The following is a 15,953-nucleotide window of genomic DNA, read 5'->3' on the forward strand; positions in this document are numbered from 1 at the left end:
TAATTAATTTAGTTCCTGCCCCACGAGTCCAAAAAACTAATGGAACGTGGGGTATTTAAATGACCAAAGAAAACTGGAAATTCAGTTGGTTGGTCATCATCAACAAGATGCGCGCAGAATAACGCATACCCCATGCAGTCGTCGTGCCTGTGGGCAGTGTGGACAAGTCAACCCCAAAGCACACTTCAAATTCGACTTGTCCAAAGCCTGAGGGAAAGCTCTTTTAAGATAGACCCATAAGGGCTTTTCCATAGGCTGGCACTGTCCACAGGCTCAGGATAAGGAATACCTGAGTAATGATTCCTTAAGTCGTTCTTTGACAACAAAAAAGTATTTAAGTTTGTTGGGGTTTCAGGCAAAATGATACCGTGAGGTTCGTTCTGGTAAGGCCTTTCACTCCTTGAGGCTATGACCTCTTATTAAGTCTGACTGCCAGCCCACAATTTGAACTTTTAACTCGAAGGTTGCACAGCTTAAAGGGAACCCCTCCGATGGTAGCAGATCGGTTGGATCCGAGGTCTTTTTAAGACAAGTGCTGATTCGGCGAGGTTGTTGACCTGTTGTGGTGCCTGGTCCCAACGTTAATCTTACAAATTCTTCGACTCGGAAAGTGAGGTGATTTTACTTGAGTTTATTTGTCGGTATAGATGTGAGTTCCAGTGATTTTAAAGTGCGAATCTTAGATGAGCGTGGTAATGAACCAGTTAAAAGGCTAAGGGTTTTGAATGATCAGCCTGGTTGTGAGCAAGTTGCCCGATATCTCTCTGAAGCCTGTAATAAAGAGAATGAGGACCGGCTGGTTATTGGTTTAGAGGCCACTTCCGTGTACAGTTGGCCGTTACAAATGTTCTTAGCGGAAGACCATTGTTTAGCACCTTTACAGCCCCAAATTTATTCCTTTAACCCCAAGGTCGTTGCTAATTTCAAAAAGGCTTATGTGGACCTTCCGAAGAACGACTGGATTGATGCCTGGGTCATTGCCGAACGTTTACGCTTCGGCCGGCTCCCGGAGGGCTCTCAGGTCGATTTCCGCTACTTACCGTTACAGCGACTCACTCGCTTTCGTTGTCATCTGATCGAGATGATCTCCAGAGAGAAGAATTATTTCCTCACGAACTTGTTCTTAAAGTTTAGCACTCTTGCCCAAGGTACGGTTTTTAGTAATACTTTCAGCGTTACTTCTGAATCCTTGACACTTGAGTTTTTTTCTCCAGAAGAGGTTGCGGCTCGACCGCTTGATGAACTGATTGATTTCCTCATGGAGAAAGGAAGAAGTCATTTCGAGGATCCGGAAGCCAAAGCCAGAGAGTTGAAGGAAGCCGCTCGCAAGGCCCATCGACTACGTGGAAGCCTATTGCAACCCATTAACCTTATCCTAGCCACGAGCATCGAAACCATCCACACTTTAGAGAAACAGGTCAAGAAAATCGATAAGGCGATCGAAGCTGAAATCAGGCATTTCCCTAATACGCTCATTACCATTCCCGGTATTGGCCCTGTGCTTTCAGCTGGTATTATTGCTGAGATTGGAGACATCCGCCGTTTTCCGAATGAAGGAGCCTTAGCAAAGTTTATTGGGCTAACCTGGCGTTCTCACCAGTCCGGTGATTTTACAGCCGATGACACGCCCTTAACTCGAACCGGCAACACCTACTTGCGAAGTTATATCATCCAGGCTGCTAACCTAGTACGCCAAAAGGAACCAGAGTACAAAGCCTTCTACCAACGTAAATTCTCGGAAAGTAAGACTCACCATCATCGCCGTGCTCTCGTGCTTACTGCACGCAAACTCGTCCGTATGGTTGATGCTCTGCTACGCAGCAACCAAATCTATATGCCACATGGCAATAGGGGGATTGCAAACTAAGCATGAACTACGAGAATTGAAGTCCCATTTTTGTAACTTGTTTCCATTTCATTTTGGGAATAAGAGGGTTTTTTATTGCCTTTTTTGCCAACGGATAACTAACTTACTGAAAAATTGACTCACTTAGGGTCTTGACATATTACCGAAGGACTTTTTCAGTGATGCAAACAGTCATATTGAAATTGAGAAGTGATGTTTGATATAGTCTATTCAGCATGTCCTAGAATGTTAAAAATAAAATACAGGACAATTAGCTGTCCTGTAAGAGTTGATGATTAATCATGACTAGGGTCTGTATTCTCATTAGTGGGAATATCCGTTTTTTTGGATATTCCTTTTGTTTTTGGTGTAATAATTCCTGGTTGAGGTGTATTCTTTTTGGGTAGAAAATTTGTATTGTTGCTTTTTCCTAATGTTGCCATGTTCCATTCTCCTTTTGCATCAAACTCTAATCTTATCTTCTGCAAAAGAGATTACACTTAAGACGTTAATTTCTTCCAATAGCAAAACCTGTTGGCACCTCGCTGCATTCCCACTTTTGCATGCCTAATCATTAAAGAAAGGCGTTGTCACTTTAGTGAAATGACAACGCCTTTGGTTATTTGCAAGGGTAATATTACGATCTGATTAGTCAGCAATCACATAACGTCTCCAGGGAATCCGTTGAGGATCTATCTGGGCTAGAAAATCCACAAGATCTTTCTGACCGTAATAAGCTGATTTTCCTTGCCAATCATGACCTAATAGGATGATCGGCATATCAGGGAAAAGATAACGATAAGCATCCAGCGCTTTTTCGTTTTCGCTGATATTTTGAACGACATCATGGTTGACCACAACAATAGCGAATTTAAGACCCTGCTCGTTAACAACAGCACCAGTGATTTGATAACTCATTCCAACAACTCCTTAATAAATCCAAGAATCTAATTTGCCCTAACAAATATCTAAATTCGACATAAATAAAGAAACACCTGTCAGTTAAAGTTGTCTAAATGTTATGACTACACTGCAATCAATACTGCAATTGAATAAAATCAAAGTCTAGTATACCCGAAGATTTACTTCAATAATCAAGATTCACATTCTTTATAAGTTATTTCCCTCAGTTGGTCACATTTTATCCTACGCGTTTCGGTGGTGAACAAAGAAGTTATTACCGCTAGCAACAGGCAATCCTTTTCAAGCTAGATTGGGATTAGGCATTTCAAACGAATGAATACAATAAAAAAACTTTTCACCAACGAAAAACTCCCGGCGGCTACGGCTGTGCGGGAGTTTTTCGTTGGTGAAAAGGCTGTATGAACTCATAAAGGACAAATGGCATTGATTAAACATAAATTAGTATATATTGCATTAAGATAAACAAATACAAAATAAACAGAAAATGCAAACAGTCAATAGAATCCCTAGTTGCTTTTTCGACTGCTGGGGGGGAATAGAGTGTGATAGTCCGTTGGGAACGTGATGATTTAACAGAGCTAATCAAGGAATTAATGCCTGCTCATCTAGAACTGGAAACTTTATCTGCAAAACGAATATATTTTTTCCCCAACTTAGAGAATACGGTCGGATTTGCTGAAGCAGTTATATCCATTTTAATGACCTTCTTTTTAAATAACAGCCATTGTTCGTTATTAATTGTCCAAGCAGACGAGGAGTACAATATTGACCTTAATATTTATCGTTTTCTAATAACAAGAGAACCCCATAATAATGAAATTGTACTCAGTTACAAGGTTCTGCCTGAGAACTTTCTTCCGGAATATTTCTATTAGGAGATCAGCCTAATTCAATCTAAATTCCTATAATACGAAAATGATGGACAACTACAGGGCTTCCATAAGTATGAACGGATTAAAATAGGTTGAGTTTTGGAATTGGGTATTATGAATGCCGCATTTTTGACTTCCGGATTAATATTTTCGGATATCAGTATTTAGGGAAGGAATATTTAGGAATTTGTTGAATTTTAGATCAAGGTAATTTATGGCATCTTAGCAGTCAGTCGGAGACATTAGTATTCAAAATAAGGTGGAATAAATTTGAAAAGAGTTCTGAGGTGGCTTGGGTTAATAGCTGCCATCATCGTAATATCAGTATTATCCGTAAAAATTGTAGAATACAATTCCTTGGTAAGTAGGAATACCAGAAATTTGGAACGTATTTTATCTCAAAATACATATTCTGAGAAGGGAAATGTAAAAAATTTAATTACATTCGACTATGATAAAATGTATGTTTTTCTGCCCTATCTACCGCGGGATGAAATGGAAAAACAAATTGGATTTAAATACCCTAAATTGATCCAGGCATTGAACGAAGGAATTAATAACATTTTGTTTGTCAAAGATGACAAGCCGGTTGCCTATTTATTTGGGTATCCCAGTGATACCGGATATTATATTAATATTCCTAGTGGCGAGTACACAAAGGCGCAAATAGAAGCCACGACATATCAATCGAAAACTAGAGAAGTCGGCAACTCATACGGAACTCCTAAAAAATATGTAAATTATCTCTTGACAGATTAATAGTCAAACACGTCACATGAAAGGGAGGGTTCTTGTGAAAAGATTCATGGGCTATCTATTTTATACTCTAGTCGTCGGAGTCATTGTGTACTGGGGATTTTTATTGGGTCAGAGCTTAAGAGCTCAAGCCAGAAGAACATTTTACCCATATCCTTTATATGTTTTTATGGCCTTATATCCAATAGTGCTTGGAATGGTTTTCGCAGTGCCCGGTTTAATTGGGCGTATACGACAAAAAGGGAAATGGCGTATTGATTGGCCGATGCTTCTTCCGGTTGGCGTCCCGACATTTCTTTTAAATATAAATATTATATTGACTTGGTTATTTCATATATCTCTTATAAATTATGCTTGGTATCTTTTAATATTAACAGACCCAAGAAGTCTTGATATTAGTGGGATTGTATGTGGCTTTGTCATATTATCATCCTTAATTCGTAAACCTTTAGATGAAGACAATGTGTTCAACTAACAGAAACGAGTGTAGGATTTTCTGAAAGTAACAAGGAAGTTTTTGAGGATATGGTTTGTAAAAGAATTCAATCTAGCGTCTTAATTCTTTGTATTTGTCTTATAGTTCTTGGGATTACTTATGTTTATCGAACTCCATATGGAGTTACACCGGAAAAGGCAATCAATGCTTTCTTAGACTCCCGCACAAATTATTATCGACTATTAGAGGAAACGAAGGAATCGTCTATTGGCTCGAACGTCATTCGCTATGTAGTGACGGTGGAGTGTAAATACAATTGGCTTGGGGGTCATGATGGCAGAGGCGATGGGTTAAACATATACTTTTTTGATATAACGAAGTCGGATAAGGGCTGGTATGTCTCTTCGGCTAATAGCGGTCCTTAAAATAGATAATCAATTAAGGCTCCAGTCATAACTAATTGATATTTAAAAGGGGTTATAATATTGGGTTTTTGGATTTTTATGCTGGTTATGAATTTACTAATTCCCTTTACAATGATTGGGATGGGAAAATATTTTATTAAAAATGTGCCCAAAGAAATCAACTCTGTTTTTGGGTACAGAACTTCTATGTCTATGAAAAACAAGGATACTTGGGAGTTTGCACATCATTATTGCGGAAAGGTATGGATAATAATAGGTAGCATCATGCTTATTCCATCTGCACTAGTCATGTTATTTGTAATTGGGAAAACCGACAATAGTATAGGTGTGTTAAGTTTGATACTTTGCAGTATCCAAACCGTTTTCATCGTTGGTTCAATAGTTCCTACGGAGATGGCTTTGAAAAGTAATTTTGATGAACATGGTAATAGAAAAAACAGCATAATTCCAAGGGCGTGACTTTTTCTTAATCTTATCGGGTTTTAACAAAAGCTGAAAATAGTTCCGAAAGAATACTCAGGAGTTTGTGATTTTCGATGTTTAAAGCTTTAATTCTTTAGTGTCATCGTACTTGTTTATTTTTCGTTACCTATAATTCTTGTTTTGAAAGTGGTTAGATGTAAGTATTTAGGTAGGATTAAGAAGGAGATTGCTATTTTTTTAATTTTTGTAGCTTTCTATTTTATTACCGCCATATTATTAATGTTACTTGAAAATAATATAGGACAATAAAGATGGATCAAAAATGAGGAAATGGTATACTGAATCTGGGCCCTGGGGCGGCGAAGGCGCTAATAGCTATAACTTCTCCATGAGTAAGGTAAACTTCGATATGAGTTAATAGACGTGAAGAACCTATTTGTTCCTGTCGGGGCATCCAATGAGTGTTTAACCACAGGAATAGAAGAGAATCAATTACAAACGAAATAGACAGAAATAGTTTGGAATTACAAGACGCAAGAATTTATGCGATCCAAAGATCCTAGATCCGCACTCCATATATTTGCGAATGATTTTATTAATTTTAAGGTGATAAAAAGAATGCCTCGATTCTATGAAGAACCTTATGGGAATGCATAATACACTTTCTTCCGTTTTTAACCCTTCAGAATAGATGATGCCGCCTCATTGTGGGCGGCATTTCTAGATTAATCCTTTACTTGATGAATTCTCATTACCTAATAAGGTAATCCAACATAATCGTGCAGAAAAAGTCGGATAGATAATTATAACTCCTGATATTCTATTGATGAGAGGAGGTCATGGCATGAATTCCTTAAAAAGGATGAATGACGCACTAAATTACATTGAAGAAAACCTAACGAATGAAATTGATTTTAATGAAGCAGCAAGATTGGCTTTTTGCTCAGAATATCATTTTCAAAGAATGTTTTCTTTCCTTGCAGGTATCACGCTTTCAGAGTATATTCGCCGCAGACGGCTTACACTTGCGGCCTTTGAACTCAAAAACAGCAATCTTAGAGTCATCGATGTGGCGATTAAATACGGATACAACTCGCCAGATTCATTTACGAGAGCGTTTCAAAGCTTGCATGGAATAACTCCATCAGAAGCGAAGCTTAATGGTCAACTACTAAAAGCATATCCCAGAATGACCTTTCAATTGTCCATTAAAGGAGGAAATGAGATGAACTATCGAATCGTAGAAAAAGAGGCTTTTCGTATAATTGGTATCAAGAAAAGAGTTCCCGTCATTTTTAATGGAGTCAATCCGGAAATTGCCTCTATGTGGCAAAGTCTTAACAAAGAATTGATTCGTAAACTTATCGAACTTTCCGATATAGAGCCCTTGGGGTTAATCAACGCATCTGTAAACTTTTCAGAAGAACGCAAGGAAGAAAAGGGAGAGCTTGATCATTATTTAGGAGTGGCAACGACAAGGGAATGTCCGGAAAACCTTGCTCAACTCGAAGTTTCTGCTTCAACTTGGGCTGTATTTGAGTCGGTAGGACCATTTCCCGATACATTACAAAATGTTTGGGGCCGCATTTATGCCGAATGGTTTCCTTCTTCAAACTATGAACATGCAGAAGGACCAACAATCTTATGGACAGAGCAAAAAGATGTGACCCAATCGCCCATTAGAACTGAAATATGGGTACCGATTCTAAAAAGTAATAATAATTAACATGAAATATGATGTATCATAATTCCCAATTGTAATGACCATTATGTAAAAATCCTCATCCACGCAAGCGATGGGGATTTTTACATTGGTATGAGTGTTTTCCTTGTCAATTCTTTCATTATGTGGCAGGAGAAAAGGTGCAGACTAATCGTCAAAAAGTACTTCTTCATTATCTTTCATGAACTTAAATTCCTCTGCATTCAAGGATGTGGGTCGCCTGGCATTTGTTTGGAATGGTTTGAGGCCCTATACCAGATTGGGAAGAAGACCAGTTCGGCTATTATGGGTATATCTGGCACGACGATTTTGCGTGGTTTAAAACCTAAGTTCACATTGGGATATAACGGTCATTGACCACTTGTTATTTCTTTGTGGGTCAATGTTTTTTTTGGACTATTAATTATCTGTAGTGTTATGTATCTGTTTAAGATTCTTTTAACTCCGCAAGGTGTAAAATATTAGAACCTTTTTCGCAAGCAATTATTGTCAAACTATAACATTTAAATTTAGAATATACATATCTGGGGATTAAGGGGACTATAGAAGAATTTCCGCCAACGGGAAATTATTTATTAAATTACCTTATAATATTTACATCAGAGGGGTGAAAATATTTTATGAAAAAAGTTGTTATCCTTAACGGAAGTCCCCATGAACATGGGTGTACGGCAGCTCTGGCTGATGTGGTTAGTAAAGAGGCTGCTGACCTGGGAGCTGAGGTTAAGTCTTATTATCTGAACGGCATGAATATAAATAGCTGTCAGGGGTGCCGCGCTTGCACGGACAAAGGACAATGCATACAGCAGGACGACATGCGGGAAATATTTGATGAGATAGCCAGTGCCGATGGGATTATCTTCGCGACTCCAGTCTATATGTGGCAGATGTCTGCACAATTAAAGACGGCGGTTGATAGGTTGCTGCCGTTCCTCCGTCCTGGTTATACCACCAGTCTCGAGCCCGGAAAAAAGGTTCTGCTCGCGGCAACCCAGGGAAGGCCTGATACAGACTTATTCCGGCACTATTTTGAGCATGTAGGGAATAACCTTTTATTCCTTGGTTTTGGATCGTATAAAATCCTTATAGCCGGTGGGACTCGACAGCACGAGGATTTGACCAATCAGACCGAATTACTAGAAGAAGCCCGGCACATGGGCCGATGGCTCGCGAATGAGCCCTTTGCAAATAGCTAAGTAAAATGCTAATTTGTTCCATAGGATAATAGGTTTAGCATCCTCAGTCGTAATAAGGAATGCCACGTATCCGTCAGTGTTACGCCTTTATATAAGGTGGCAGCATTGAATTCCGTTTAATACTTTCCATCGCGAATATTTAAAACATGAAATTATGTAAGTGAGGAGTAAAGAGAATGAAGAAGATTATCGAAAGATTAAATTACTTAAGCGAAGTTCTTCCGAGTAAGATAAATCAGTTTTCAGAAGTTGAATTGATGGCAAAGCCAAACGGCAAGTGGTCAAAGAAAGAAATCCTCGGGCATTTGTGCGATTCTGCCACAAACAACCACCATAGGTTTGTCAGGATGCAGTTTGAAGAGCAACCGTTTGTTGTTGTACCCTATAAGCAAAATGATTGGGTAATAGTTCATGACTATCTCAATACACAGACTGGTGACATTGTAACGTTTTGGACTGCTGTAAACCTACAAATTATTAACGTAATCTCAAAGATTCCGGAAGAGAAATTATCGTATCTTTGCGATTTCGGCAATAATAAGGTCTTTACGTTTTTGGAGCTTATTCAAGATTATATGAGGCATATGGACCATCATCTGATTCAAATCTTTGGTACTTCAGACCTTTAATTTCCGTAGAGAACTTTATTAGGTTGACAATCTATCGAAAATGGGAGGATGTTATGAGTAATGATATAATGAATTACTTGGACAAAGACAGATTCGCAGCATTTGTTGGGATTAAACTTGTTGAGGTTAAACCTGGTTATGCAATCGCTCGCCTGGAAATTACAGATGATCATCTAAATGCTGTAAATATTGTTCAAGGAGGGGTGATTTTCACCTTAGCAGATTTTGCGTTCGCAGCGGCATCAAATTCTCATGGACAAGTCTCTTTAGGAATTAATGCAAATATATCCTATTTTCAACCACCCCAAGGTAAAATAATTACTGCCATAGCGAAAGAAGTCTTTATTAATAAGAAAATCGCAAGTTATAACGTAGAAATATTCGATGAAGATGAGAAAATCATTGCCCGGTTTACCGGCATGGTATATAGAAAGAAAGATGAGCTTCCTATAGATTAACCTGAAATTACGCGGTATGTTAATGAAGGTTCGGGAGCCTTGGAATGGGCCCATCTCCTTAATCGGAGGCGGGCTTTGTTGTATAAATATTTTTTATAGTTAACTTCAAAAGATGTTATTTGTCTTTTCTATCAGTAAGTATTATCATTACGAATGTCAATACAGCCATATATCTACTTTCCCCCTCCTAGAGAGGGGATTTTTTTTGTAAGTCTGCAGATCTATCTCTCGCTTGGGCTTTGTATCAAATATACTCGAAATCGGAGTCTCTGAATAGCTGTAAATATTATAAATTGGTTCGAAACTATCCTCAATTTTTCCATTCCTTTAATTAATTAAAATTGGCCCTCATCTTCCATAGCGAAAATCCCCAAAGGAAGGGTATCCAAACGAACGCAAAAGGAAACATTAGCTTATTTTCTACAAAAAACAGTTCTGCAGTTAAGGTAGCTCCTTCCGTAAACCATAAAGCGATTCCCAAAGCAACAGCACTCACTGCAAGTCTCCATTTAAACCCCTTTACGTTAAATACGGTTTCGATGCCCCAAGTCGTCATAAAGATAAAAGCACAAGATTTTATAATTAAGGCTCCAAGCCAGACCCCCATAAACATAGATTCAACACCCGAAATCGTCTTGCTTAATTCCACCATTTTCCCGAGTGTAAGTATGCCAAATGCTAGACGATTAGTTTCTTCTGGACCAAAAACAAGAATTTGGATCAACACTATAAGAGTTTCTAAAATTCCTACCATGAAAACAGCTCGCCAAACTCCGGTTTTCATTTGGGCTTGCTCTTGCTTACCGTTTGGCAGAAAGGTAAGCAGTCCCGCTAAGAAGAGGATATATTCCATTGGGAATTGGATTACTCTTAGAGCCCCCCAAAAAAGGGGTTTTAATCCATCGCTTAAAAAGGGCAAAAGTTCTCCTTGTTCAATCCTCGGTATAGCAAGACCAATATTCAGAATTTGTGAAATTATAATTACAGGGAAGATAACTTCGGAAAAGCGCGCAAATGTCTCAATACCAGAGTTTACTATGTAGAAAGCAATAAGAAGACCACCTAGATTGAACACCCAACGAGGTGTTAACGGCATAATCGATTGCTCATAAGTGAGCCCTATCGCGCCTAACGATAAACCGCTATAGTAACCGCAGACTAAAATATATAAAATTCCTATAATTTTGCCTATCCATTTACCAAAGAGCTTTTCTGAAATCTGCAACAAATTTGTATTCGGATATTGCGATGAAAGTGAAAGTACCATTAGGCCGTAAGGAATCGCCATGACAAATGTCGGTAAAATAACCATCCAGCTGTCCCGCCCACTTGCTACTGTAACAAAGTTTGCTAAAAGGATAAAACTTCCTCCCATGAGTACAGCAGCCCCTAAGGACCAGAATTGATGTGTCGAGATTCTTTCCATAGTCACCTTTTTCCTTGATCTGCAGTGCTAAAAGGAAAATATAACGGCGAAATATATTTGATCAATTAAACTAATAGAGGATGGCTATTACCTGTCTATGTACTTCTAGTAACTAATAATGCTCAAGAACGCAAGGGTGTATCAGCCTGAGGGTGAACGCCCCTCTTCTTAAGAGTTAAGCGTATTTTTGTCCGAATACAAGTAGATTATACCCAATAGAAATCTGTTCGCGATAAAATTTAGCAGCCCTATCAGGCCGCTAAATTTTATGATTTTGTTTTATGGAGTTCTTTCCATTGATTTAATACCAAGAGCTTCTTCTTAAGGGTCTACGGAAAGAAGATAATGAGCTTAATTATATAAAGAAAGCGTTCCGAAAGGGACGCTTTTTCTATTGCCTTATAAATTTAGGGTCTTGCGCGAGACAAAATTCAATTACCATAATGTGGATCATAGATAGGAAACAGGAGGGAATCTAGGTGTACCATCCATATCCTCAAGACTTCCTTATGTCCGCCGAGAGCTATTCCTAAAACTGTAAGACGTCAGATTAACGATTCAATTAGGACTTAAAAGTTAATAAAAGGAACTGTTGCATAATGAGTATTTATACGTTTTTATAAATAAAACCCCGCATATAAATGGGTGATTTTAACCACAATTTATGCAAGGTCTTGTTTAATGGGGGGCGCTTATGCATTTTGCAACATCCCCTGGTCTTTTAATTCCTGCCAGAATAAAGAGTATAGTTAACAACTAGACAACAGGAAAGCCGATATACTCTGAGATGTATCCAATTTGTTTATCTGAAAGAGAAGTGAATTCCCGGTTCTTAGTTGCAGTAAAAACACAAGCCCCAAAGATCCAACCTTGTCGGTCATCGAAAAAGTTCTTTTTCAGTCCTAGCATTTCCGCTTCATCATTACATAAGCACACTATATCGTCTGTTAACGGGACTATCTCTATCAAATCTCCAACTAACTCCTGAAAGTCTTCAAAAGTGCCTTCTATCTCCTTCAATTGCAAAGGCTGATTCAGTGGTTCTCTGAACAACACTCTCATTCCTATTACCTCCATTTTTATTGCGTGATATTTAATACTACATCAAATAAAGTATAATTCCAATATAAAATTCTAAGAGGATGGGTTATGAGAGAGAAGATAGCCTACATAATTTCGCAGCGTGCGTGGTTGCAAAAGAAAAAGTAAAGAAGCAAGCAAGGCTAAATCACCTTCTTTCCTATTGACGATACTTTAGTGGTAAAAGGAGCCTCATAATGAATTAATTATTTCTGTTTAAGTATCCAGATGGTAATCTTTTTGGTGTAGTGAAACCTACGAATTTATATGAACTAGCAAGCATTAAAGATTTGTTGGATGATATTCAACAACAAACTAAAGAACTAAAAAGCAGCACTCACGATGGTTATTTAATCCCTTGGGGGCATAATGAAGAAACATTGATAATAGAAGAAGGGTGTTTTAACTGGAGTGATAAAGGTTTTTATTACGAAGTAAAATAATTTTCTGATGGAGTTTCAAATATCGCTTGATTAAATTACGAATCAGAAGGTTAAAAAACAAAGTATCAGCAGATGTGCTACCAAAAGATGCTTGCTGATAGAGATATACAGCAAACCATGTCACGGAAAGGTAATTAAAAATTTTATGAACCGTAAACAATATGGAGGGATAATTATGGACAATGCATAGAGCCAGAAAATTAACAATGTAAAATCAGCCAATTACTTCCTGTCATATTAGCTGAATAAAAGTAAATTCTATATAAGCATAATAAATTTAAAGAGGGGGAGGTAATAACACAACATGAAAAAAATAAAGGATAGAGATACCCTTTCAATTGTTTCAGGAATGATTGGACTTGCTGGATTGATGCTTACTGATGGAATCTCTCAAAAAGCAAAAATATCTAAAAGGTCATTTAGACAAGCTGCCGCAGGGGTCTTCGTATCTAAGAGCGAAGCGAAAAATTTAAGGGGTCAGGTTCTTGGCGTAATAATGAACTCCGCTGTGAGCATTCTTGGGGCCAATTACATTATCAACCGTATGTCGCAAAACGGACGCGATAAACTTGTTTCTAAAGGTATTACATCGGGTATTATCTTTGGAGCAATTGCTACGGCTATCCCAAATCTTGCCCCCTGGAATAAGATGAAGCCAAGAGATGCGGCAAGTAATCTGTCCTATGTTTTTAGTAACATAGTTTTTGGGTTACTTGCAACTTTTTCAGCTGCTAAATTAGGTCACGATTCACTGTTTGACCCCCCGCCTCAAAACAATTATTTAAAACCGACAGAAAAAACAAGTGAACAAATAAAGGAATCGAATAGAAATACAGTTCAACCGACATACTCAGATGTAAATCTCAATAAAGAAGATGGAGCTTCAAAATTTATATAATTATATCTTCTCTTAGCATAAGGGTTCGCTTTTTTTACAATAATACGAATCGTATATACCAAGTTATACCTTGTGGGAGATGTATTGGAAGCCAAGACCATCGGTAGCAACAACAAGAATGTTGCTGTGCTGCTACGAAGGATCGAGCACGTAGATAACGATTATGATGTGTTCGTGATCGTTGAGGAAAGTGTAGAAACGGTCCGATATAAAGCAACCTTCAATGCTATAAAATTCTTTTCTGCCGGCCACTCATCATTCAGAAGCACAGAGTAATATGTGTGGTCACTAAGTAAAAAAGTTGGTAAATTCTTTCCGGTTCAATTCTAAATTTAGGAGTGTGTATAGAATTTTGGCAAATACCGAAAGACTGTATATAAAAGTGGCAAACAAATCTTGAGACCGAAGAATCTCATTGGGTAGTGTTTCCTAAAGAGTATTATGCAGGGCTGTGAACTTAGATGCCGAGATCAAGAATGAGATAAGTAGGGCACAGGCAGATTCGAAATACTCAGGTGAGGAATACCGGAAGATCCTATCCAGCACCCGTAGAAAAATGGTGTTTCAAGAGATATGAGGTGTTTCTTCGTAAAAAAAACGCACTAGACCACGAAAATAATACGTTAAAATACGGATGATTAGTGGATTTGTGTATGGAACAACAAAAAACGCGATTCCCTTACGGAAATCACGTTTATAAGCGATGTGGTGCGGTCGAGAGGACTTGAACCTTTCATGATTGTCTGGGATGAGCCTGCACCAGGGCTTGGATGAAATAGGACTGAATTTTTGACTGAATGACTGACCCTTAAAGCAGGCTAGTGATGGTTCCGCCTTTTCTTAGGCTATGGCTATAGATTCCCGCTGTGGTCGCTGGGACTTGGCCAAGTTGTTCGGCCACTGTGGTAATAGATGCACCAGAATCTAGCATAAGGGAACCTACACCATGCCGGAGATCATGTATTCGAATGTGATGGAGTCCGGCCTTTTTTAAAACCTCCTGCTTGGTCTTGTACAGGGCCTCATAGGGCAGAAAGTCGCCATTATCACTTTGAAAGACGAAATCATTATCATTAGCTTTGTTATTTTGAGACATTGCTTTTTTGTATTCCCTAAGTTCTTCGGTTGTTTCCGAATCAAGTTGGAGTTCTCTTTTGCTGTTTTTGGTTTTGGTGGCCTTCAAATATCTTGATTTTGAATTGACCGCTTCGACAATCTTGATTTTTCCATCATGCGAAAGGTTTTTCCACTTTAGACCCATTAATTCGCCAATTCTCATTCCGGTTATAGCTAAAATTTTTAAAGGCAGATAATGTTTGTAAAGTTTGGCGGTTTGAATAAAAAGTTTTAATTCATCACTTTTAAGTACATTTCTGGAAACATGTTGGATCATTGGGGGTTTTATGCCTACCATAACATCCCGAGACAAATACTTTTTCCCGGCTCCCCAATTCAAAGCCGTCATGAGCGTTCGGTAGTGATTTTTAATTGTTCTCGCTGATAAGCCGCTACCATCTAATTCTTTGAGACGTTCCGCAATTATTACCGAATTCACAGTATATAACTGTAAATCCCCCAATAAATCTTTGAGTTTTTCGGCGTGACGTTTGTATTGGTCATAAGTGCTTTTCTCAATTTGCTTTTGAATGTCATGTAGCCATGTGATCAATAAGTCCTCTACGGATTGGATAGTGGTCTTAGATGAACCGACCTTAGTTTTGAAATCTAACTCCAGTTTGTTAGCATGAAGTTTGGCCTGGGGTTTCGAGCCATAGAAAGTCTCGTAATGAAATTGTTTTTTACCCTCACCATCCTTCTTTAAATATATCTGAATTTGCCATACGTTAGTTCCTCTATTTCTTAATTGTGCCATTCGGTTTACGCCCCCTTTTCGGGGGTTGAGCTTTGCTAATATTATACGATAGATTATTGACATTTTCACCAGAACTAGAAATAAATTCCGCTAAGGCATCTGATGATATTCGCGTCCTTCTCTCAGACAATCGTATAGCTTTAAGTTTGCCCTGACTAATGAGATCGTAAATGTAATTCGTTTTCGACCTTAACATGGTAGCAACTTCCGGCACTGTATAGAAACTTATAGTCATTTATAAAAACCACCTTTCACTTATAGTGGTTTTTGTCCAACAAGAAATTGATTGGCGAAATTATTAATTTGGCTGATTTCATATGTTCTTTTGGAAAAAGGGCGACTAGTATGGTGAAATTTAATTCTAGTATTGACGGTTTATTGGTTGAGACAAGATATATGTTTCCGCAATCACATCACGTTGAAACGGTCGTTCGTTTGAAAGCGTTAACATGATTAATAGTAGCTTATCGGTTTTCGGAAATAGTGTTTAAATTTGTAACAACTAAGTAGGACCATCTTGAGGCTGTGAAAATTAGAAACAGTAA

At 38.2% G+C, this 15,953-nt stretch carries 18 protein-coding genes; 12 read left to right on the forward strand and 6 right to left on the reverse strand.

Annotated features, from left to right (window positions below; genetic code table 11):
• The first annotated feature begins 625 nt into the window (after positions 1-625).
• Entirely contained in the window at positions 626-1,867 is a 1,242-nt protein-coding gene (locus DESACI_RS09340; protein WP_014826601.1) for an IS110 family RNA-guided transposase, read from the forward strand.
• A 275-nt stretch (positions 1,868-2,142) separates the two neighbouring features.
• On the opposite strand, the gene DESACI_RS24775 is transcribed toward DESACI_RS09340, so the two are convergent.
• Together DESACI_RS24775 and DESACI_RS09345 are read right to left on the reverse strand one after the other, a co-directional pair.
• Positions 2,143-2,289, reverse strand: a complete 147-nt coding sequence (locus DESACI_RS24775; RefSeq protein ID WP_014826943.1) for a hypothetical protein — start codon at positions 2,287-2,289, stop codon at positions 2,143-2,145.
• A 205-nt stretch (positions 2,290-2,494) separates the two neighbouring features.
• Positions 2,495-2,764 carry a hypothetical protein gene (locus tag DESACI_RS09345; protein ID WP_014826944.1) on the reverse strand — a complete coding sequence of 90 codons (270 nt, stop codon included), beginning with the start codon at positions 2,762-2,764 and terminating at the stop codon, positions 2,495-2,497.
• Between the two features lie 548 nt (positions 2,765-3,312).
• Here DESACI_RS09345 and DESACI_RS09350 point away from each other — a divergent pair.
• The 9 genes from DESACI_RS09350 to DESACI_RS09395 all read left to right on the forward strand — a co-directional run bounded on the left by DESACI_RS09350 (position 3,313) and on the right by DESACI_RS09395 (position 9,688).
• Positions 3,313-3,645: a hypothetical protein gene (locus DESACI_RS09350; protein ID WP_014826945.1), complete on the forward strand. Its 333-nt coding sequence runs from the start codon at positions 3,313-3,315 to the stop codon at positions 3,643-3,645.
• A 267-nt stretch (positions 3,646-3,912) separates the two neighbouring features.
• Positions 3,913-4,401, forward strand: coding sequence for a hypothetical protein (locus DESACI_RS09355; RefSeq protein WP_014826946.1), 489 nt, complete (start codon positions 3,913-3,915; stop codon positions 4,399-4,401).
• Between the two features lie 34 nt (positions 4,402-4,435).
• Positions 4,436-4,873: a hypothetical protein gene (locus tag DESACI_RS09360; RefSeq protein WP_014826947.1), complete on the forward strand. Its 438-nt coding sequence runs from the start codon at positions 4,436-4,438 to the stop codon at positions 4,871-4,873.
• Between the two features lie 50 nt (positions 4,874-4,923).
• Complete coding sequence (locus DESACI_RS09365; RefSeq protein WP_014826948.1) at positions 4,924-5,259, forward strand: hypothetical protein; 336 nt, start codon at positions 4,924-4,926, stop codon at positions 5,257-5,259.
• Positions 5,260-5,319: 60 nt separating this feature from the next.
• Positions 5,320-5,718 carry an SdpI family protein gene (locus tag DESACI_RS09370; RefSeq protein WP_014826949.1) on the forward strand — a complete coding sequence of 133 codons (399 nt, stop codon included), beginning with the start codon at positions 5,320-5,322 and terminating at the stop codon, positions 5,716-5,718.
• Between the two features lie 808 nt (positions 5,719-6,526).
• A complete protein-coding gene (locus DESACI_RS09375) occupies positions 6,527-7,408 on the forward strand; it encodes an AraC family transcriptional regulator (RefSeq protein WP_014826950.1) in 882 nt (293 codons plus the stop codon).
• 617 nt (positions 7,409-8,025) lie between these two features.
• Positions 8,026-8,601, forward strand: a complete 576-nt coding sequence (locus DESACI_RS09385; protein WP_014826951.1) for a flavodoxin family protein — start codon at positions 8,026-8,028, stop codon at positions 8,599-8,601.
• A 176-nt stretch (positions 8,602-8,777) separates the two neighbouring features.
• Positions 8,778-9,230 (forward strand): DinB family protein, encoded by a 453-nt coding sequence (locus DESACI_RS09390; protein ID WP_014826952.1) that lies wholly within the window; start codon positions 8,778-8,780, stop codon positions 9,228-9,230.
• A gap of 53 nt (positions 9,231-9,283) precedes the next feature.
• A complete protein-coding gene (locus DESACI_RS09395; protein ID WP_014826953.1) occupies positions 9,284-9,688 on the forward strand; it encodes a PaaI family thioesterase in 405 nt (134 codons plus the stop codon).
• Between the two features lie 331 nt (positions 9,689-10,019).
• Here DESACI_RS09395 and DESACI_RS09400 read toward each other — a convergent pair whose 3' ends face one another.
• Positions 10,020-11,114, reverse strand: coding sequence for a GerAB/ArcD/ProY family transporter (locus tag DESACI_RS09400; protein WP_041276026.1), 1,095 nt, complete (start codon positions 11,112-11,114; stop codon positions 10,020-10,022).
• A gap of 756 nt (positions 11,115-11,870) precedes the next feature.
• Positions 11,871-12,176 carry a DUF3846 domain-containing protein gene (locus DESACI_RS09405; RefSeq protein WP_014826955.1) on the reverse strand — a complete coding sequence of 102 codons (306 nt, stop codon included), beginning with the start codon at positions 12,174-12,176 and terminating at the stop codon, positions 11,871-11,873.
• Positions 12,177-12,442: 266 nt separating this feature from the next.
• Here DESACI_RS09405 and DESACI_RS09410 point away from each other — a divergent pair, with 266 nt between their 5' ends.
• Positions 12,443-12,637 (forward strand): hypothetical protein, encoded by a 195-nt coding sequence (locus DESACI_RS09410; RefSeq protein WP_041276027.1) that lies wholly within the window; start codon positions 12,443-12,445, stop codon positions 12,635-12,637.
• Between the two features lie 304 nt (positions 12,638-12,941).
• Positions 12,942-13,535 (forward strand): hypothetical protein, encoded by a 594-nt coding sequence (locus tag DESACI_RS09415; RefSeq protein ID WP_014826956.1) that lies wholly within the window; start codon positions 12,942-12,944, stop codon positions 13,533-13,535.
• A gap of 808 nt (positions 13,536-14,343) precedes the next feature.
• Here the strand turns inward: DESACI_RS09415 and DESACI_RS09425 are convergent.
• Together DESACI_RS09425 and DESACI_RS09430 are read right to left on the reverse strand one after the other, a co-directional pair.
• On the reverse strand, positions 14,344-15,408 hold the full coding sequence (locus tag DESACI_RS09425; protein ID WP_014826957.1) for a tyrosine-type recombinase/integrase: 1,065 nt from the start codon (positions 15,406-15,408) through the stop codon (positions 14,344-14,346).
• The gene (locus DESACI_RS09430) at positions 15,389-15,643 is read right to left on the reverse strand and encodes a helix-turn-helix domain-containing protein (RefSeq protein WP_014826958.1); all 255 of its coding nucleotides are present in this window, start codon (positions 15,641-15,643) and stop codon (positions 15,389-15,391) included. The genes DESACI_RS09425 and DESACI_RS09430 overlap by 20 nt, the downstream gene beginning before the upstream one ends.
• Between the last annotated feature and the right edge of the window lie 310 nt (positions 15,644-15,953).

This window comes from Desulfosporosinus acidiphilus SJ4, assembly GCF_000255115.2.
Classification (GTDB): domain Bacteria; phylum Bacillota; class Desulfitobacteriia; order Desulfitobacteriales; family Desulfitobacteriaceae; genus Desulfosporosinus; species Desulfosporosinus acidiphilus.

What these genes read in the sequence shown, in the direction of transcription:
- DESACI_RS09415 (WP_014826956.1), top strand. Translation starts at nt 12,942, where the DNA reads ATGAAAAAAATAAAGGATAGAGATACCCTTTCAATTGTTTCAGGAATG.
- DESACI_RS09365 (WP_014826948.1), top strand. Translation starts at nt 4,924, where the DNA reads ATGGTTTGTAAAAGAATTCAATCTAGCGTCTTAATTCTTTGTATTTGT.
- DESACI_RS09395 (WP_014826953.1), top strand. Translation starts at nt 9,284, where the DNA reads ATGAGTAATGATATAATGAATTACTTGGACAAAGACAGATTCGCAGCA.
- DESACI_RS09385 (WP_014826951.1), top strand. Translation starts at nt 8,026, where the DNA reads ATGAAAAAAGTTGTTATCCTTAACGGAAGTCCCCATGAACATGGGTGT.
- DESACI_RS09390 (WP_014826952.1), top strand. Translation starts at nt 8,778, where the DNA reads ATGAAGAAGATTATCGAAAGATTAAATTACTTAAGCGAAGTTCTTCCG.
- DESACI_RS09375 (WP_014826950.1), top strand. Translation starts at nt 6,527, where the DNA reads ATGAATTCCTTAAAAAGGATGAATGACGCACTAAATTACATTGAAGAA.
- DESACI_RS09400 (WP_041276026.1), bottom strand. Translation starts at nt 11,114, where the DNA reads ATGGAAAGAATCTCGACACATCAATTCTGGTCCTTAGGGGCTGCTGTA.
- DESACI_RS09405 (WP_014826955.1), bottom strand. Translation starts at nt 12,176, where the DNA reads ATGAGAGTGTTGTTCAGAGAACCACTGAATCAGCCTTTGCAATTGAAG.
- DESACI_RS09430 (WP_014826958.1), bottom strand. Translation starts at nt 15,643, where the DNA reads ATGACTATAAGTTTCTATACAGTGCCGGAAGTTGCTACCATGTTAAGG.
- DESACI_RS24775 (WP_014826943.1), bottom strand. Translation starts at nt 2,289, where the DNA reads ATGGCAACATTAGGAAAAAGCAACAATACAAATTTTCTACCCAAAAAG.
- DESACI_RS09425 (WP_014826957.1), bottom strand. Translation starts at nt 15,408, where the DNA reads ATGGCACAATTAAGAAATAGAGGAACTAACGTATGGCAAATTCAGATA.
- DESACI_RS09345 (WP_014826944.1), bottom strand. Translation starts at nt 2,764, where the DNA reads ATGAGTTATCAAATCACTGGTGCTGTTGTTAACGAGCAGGGTCTTAAA.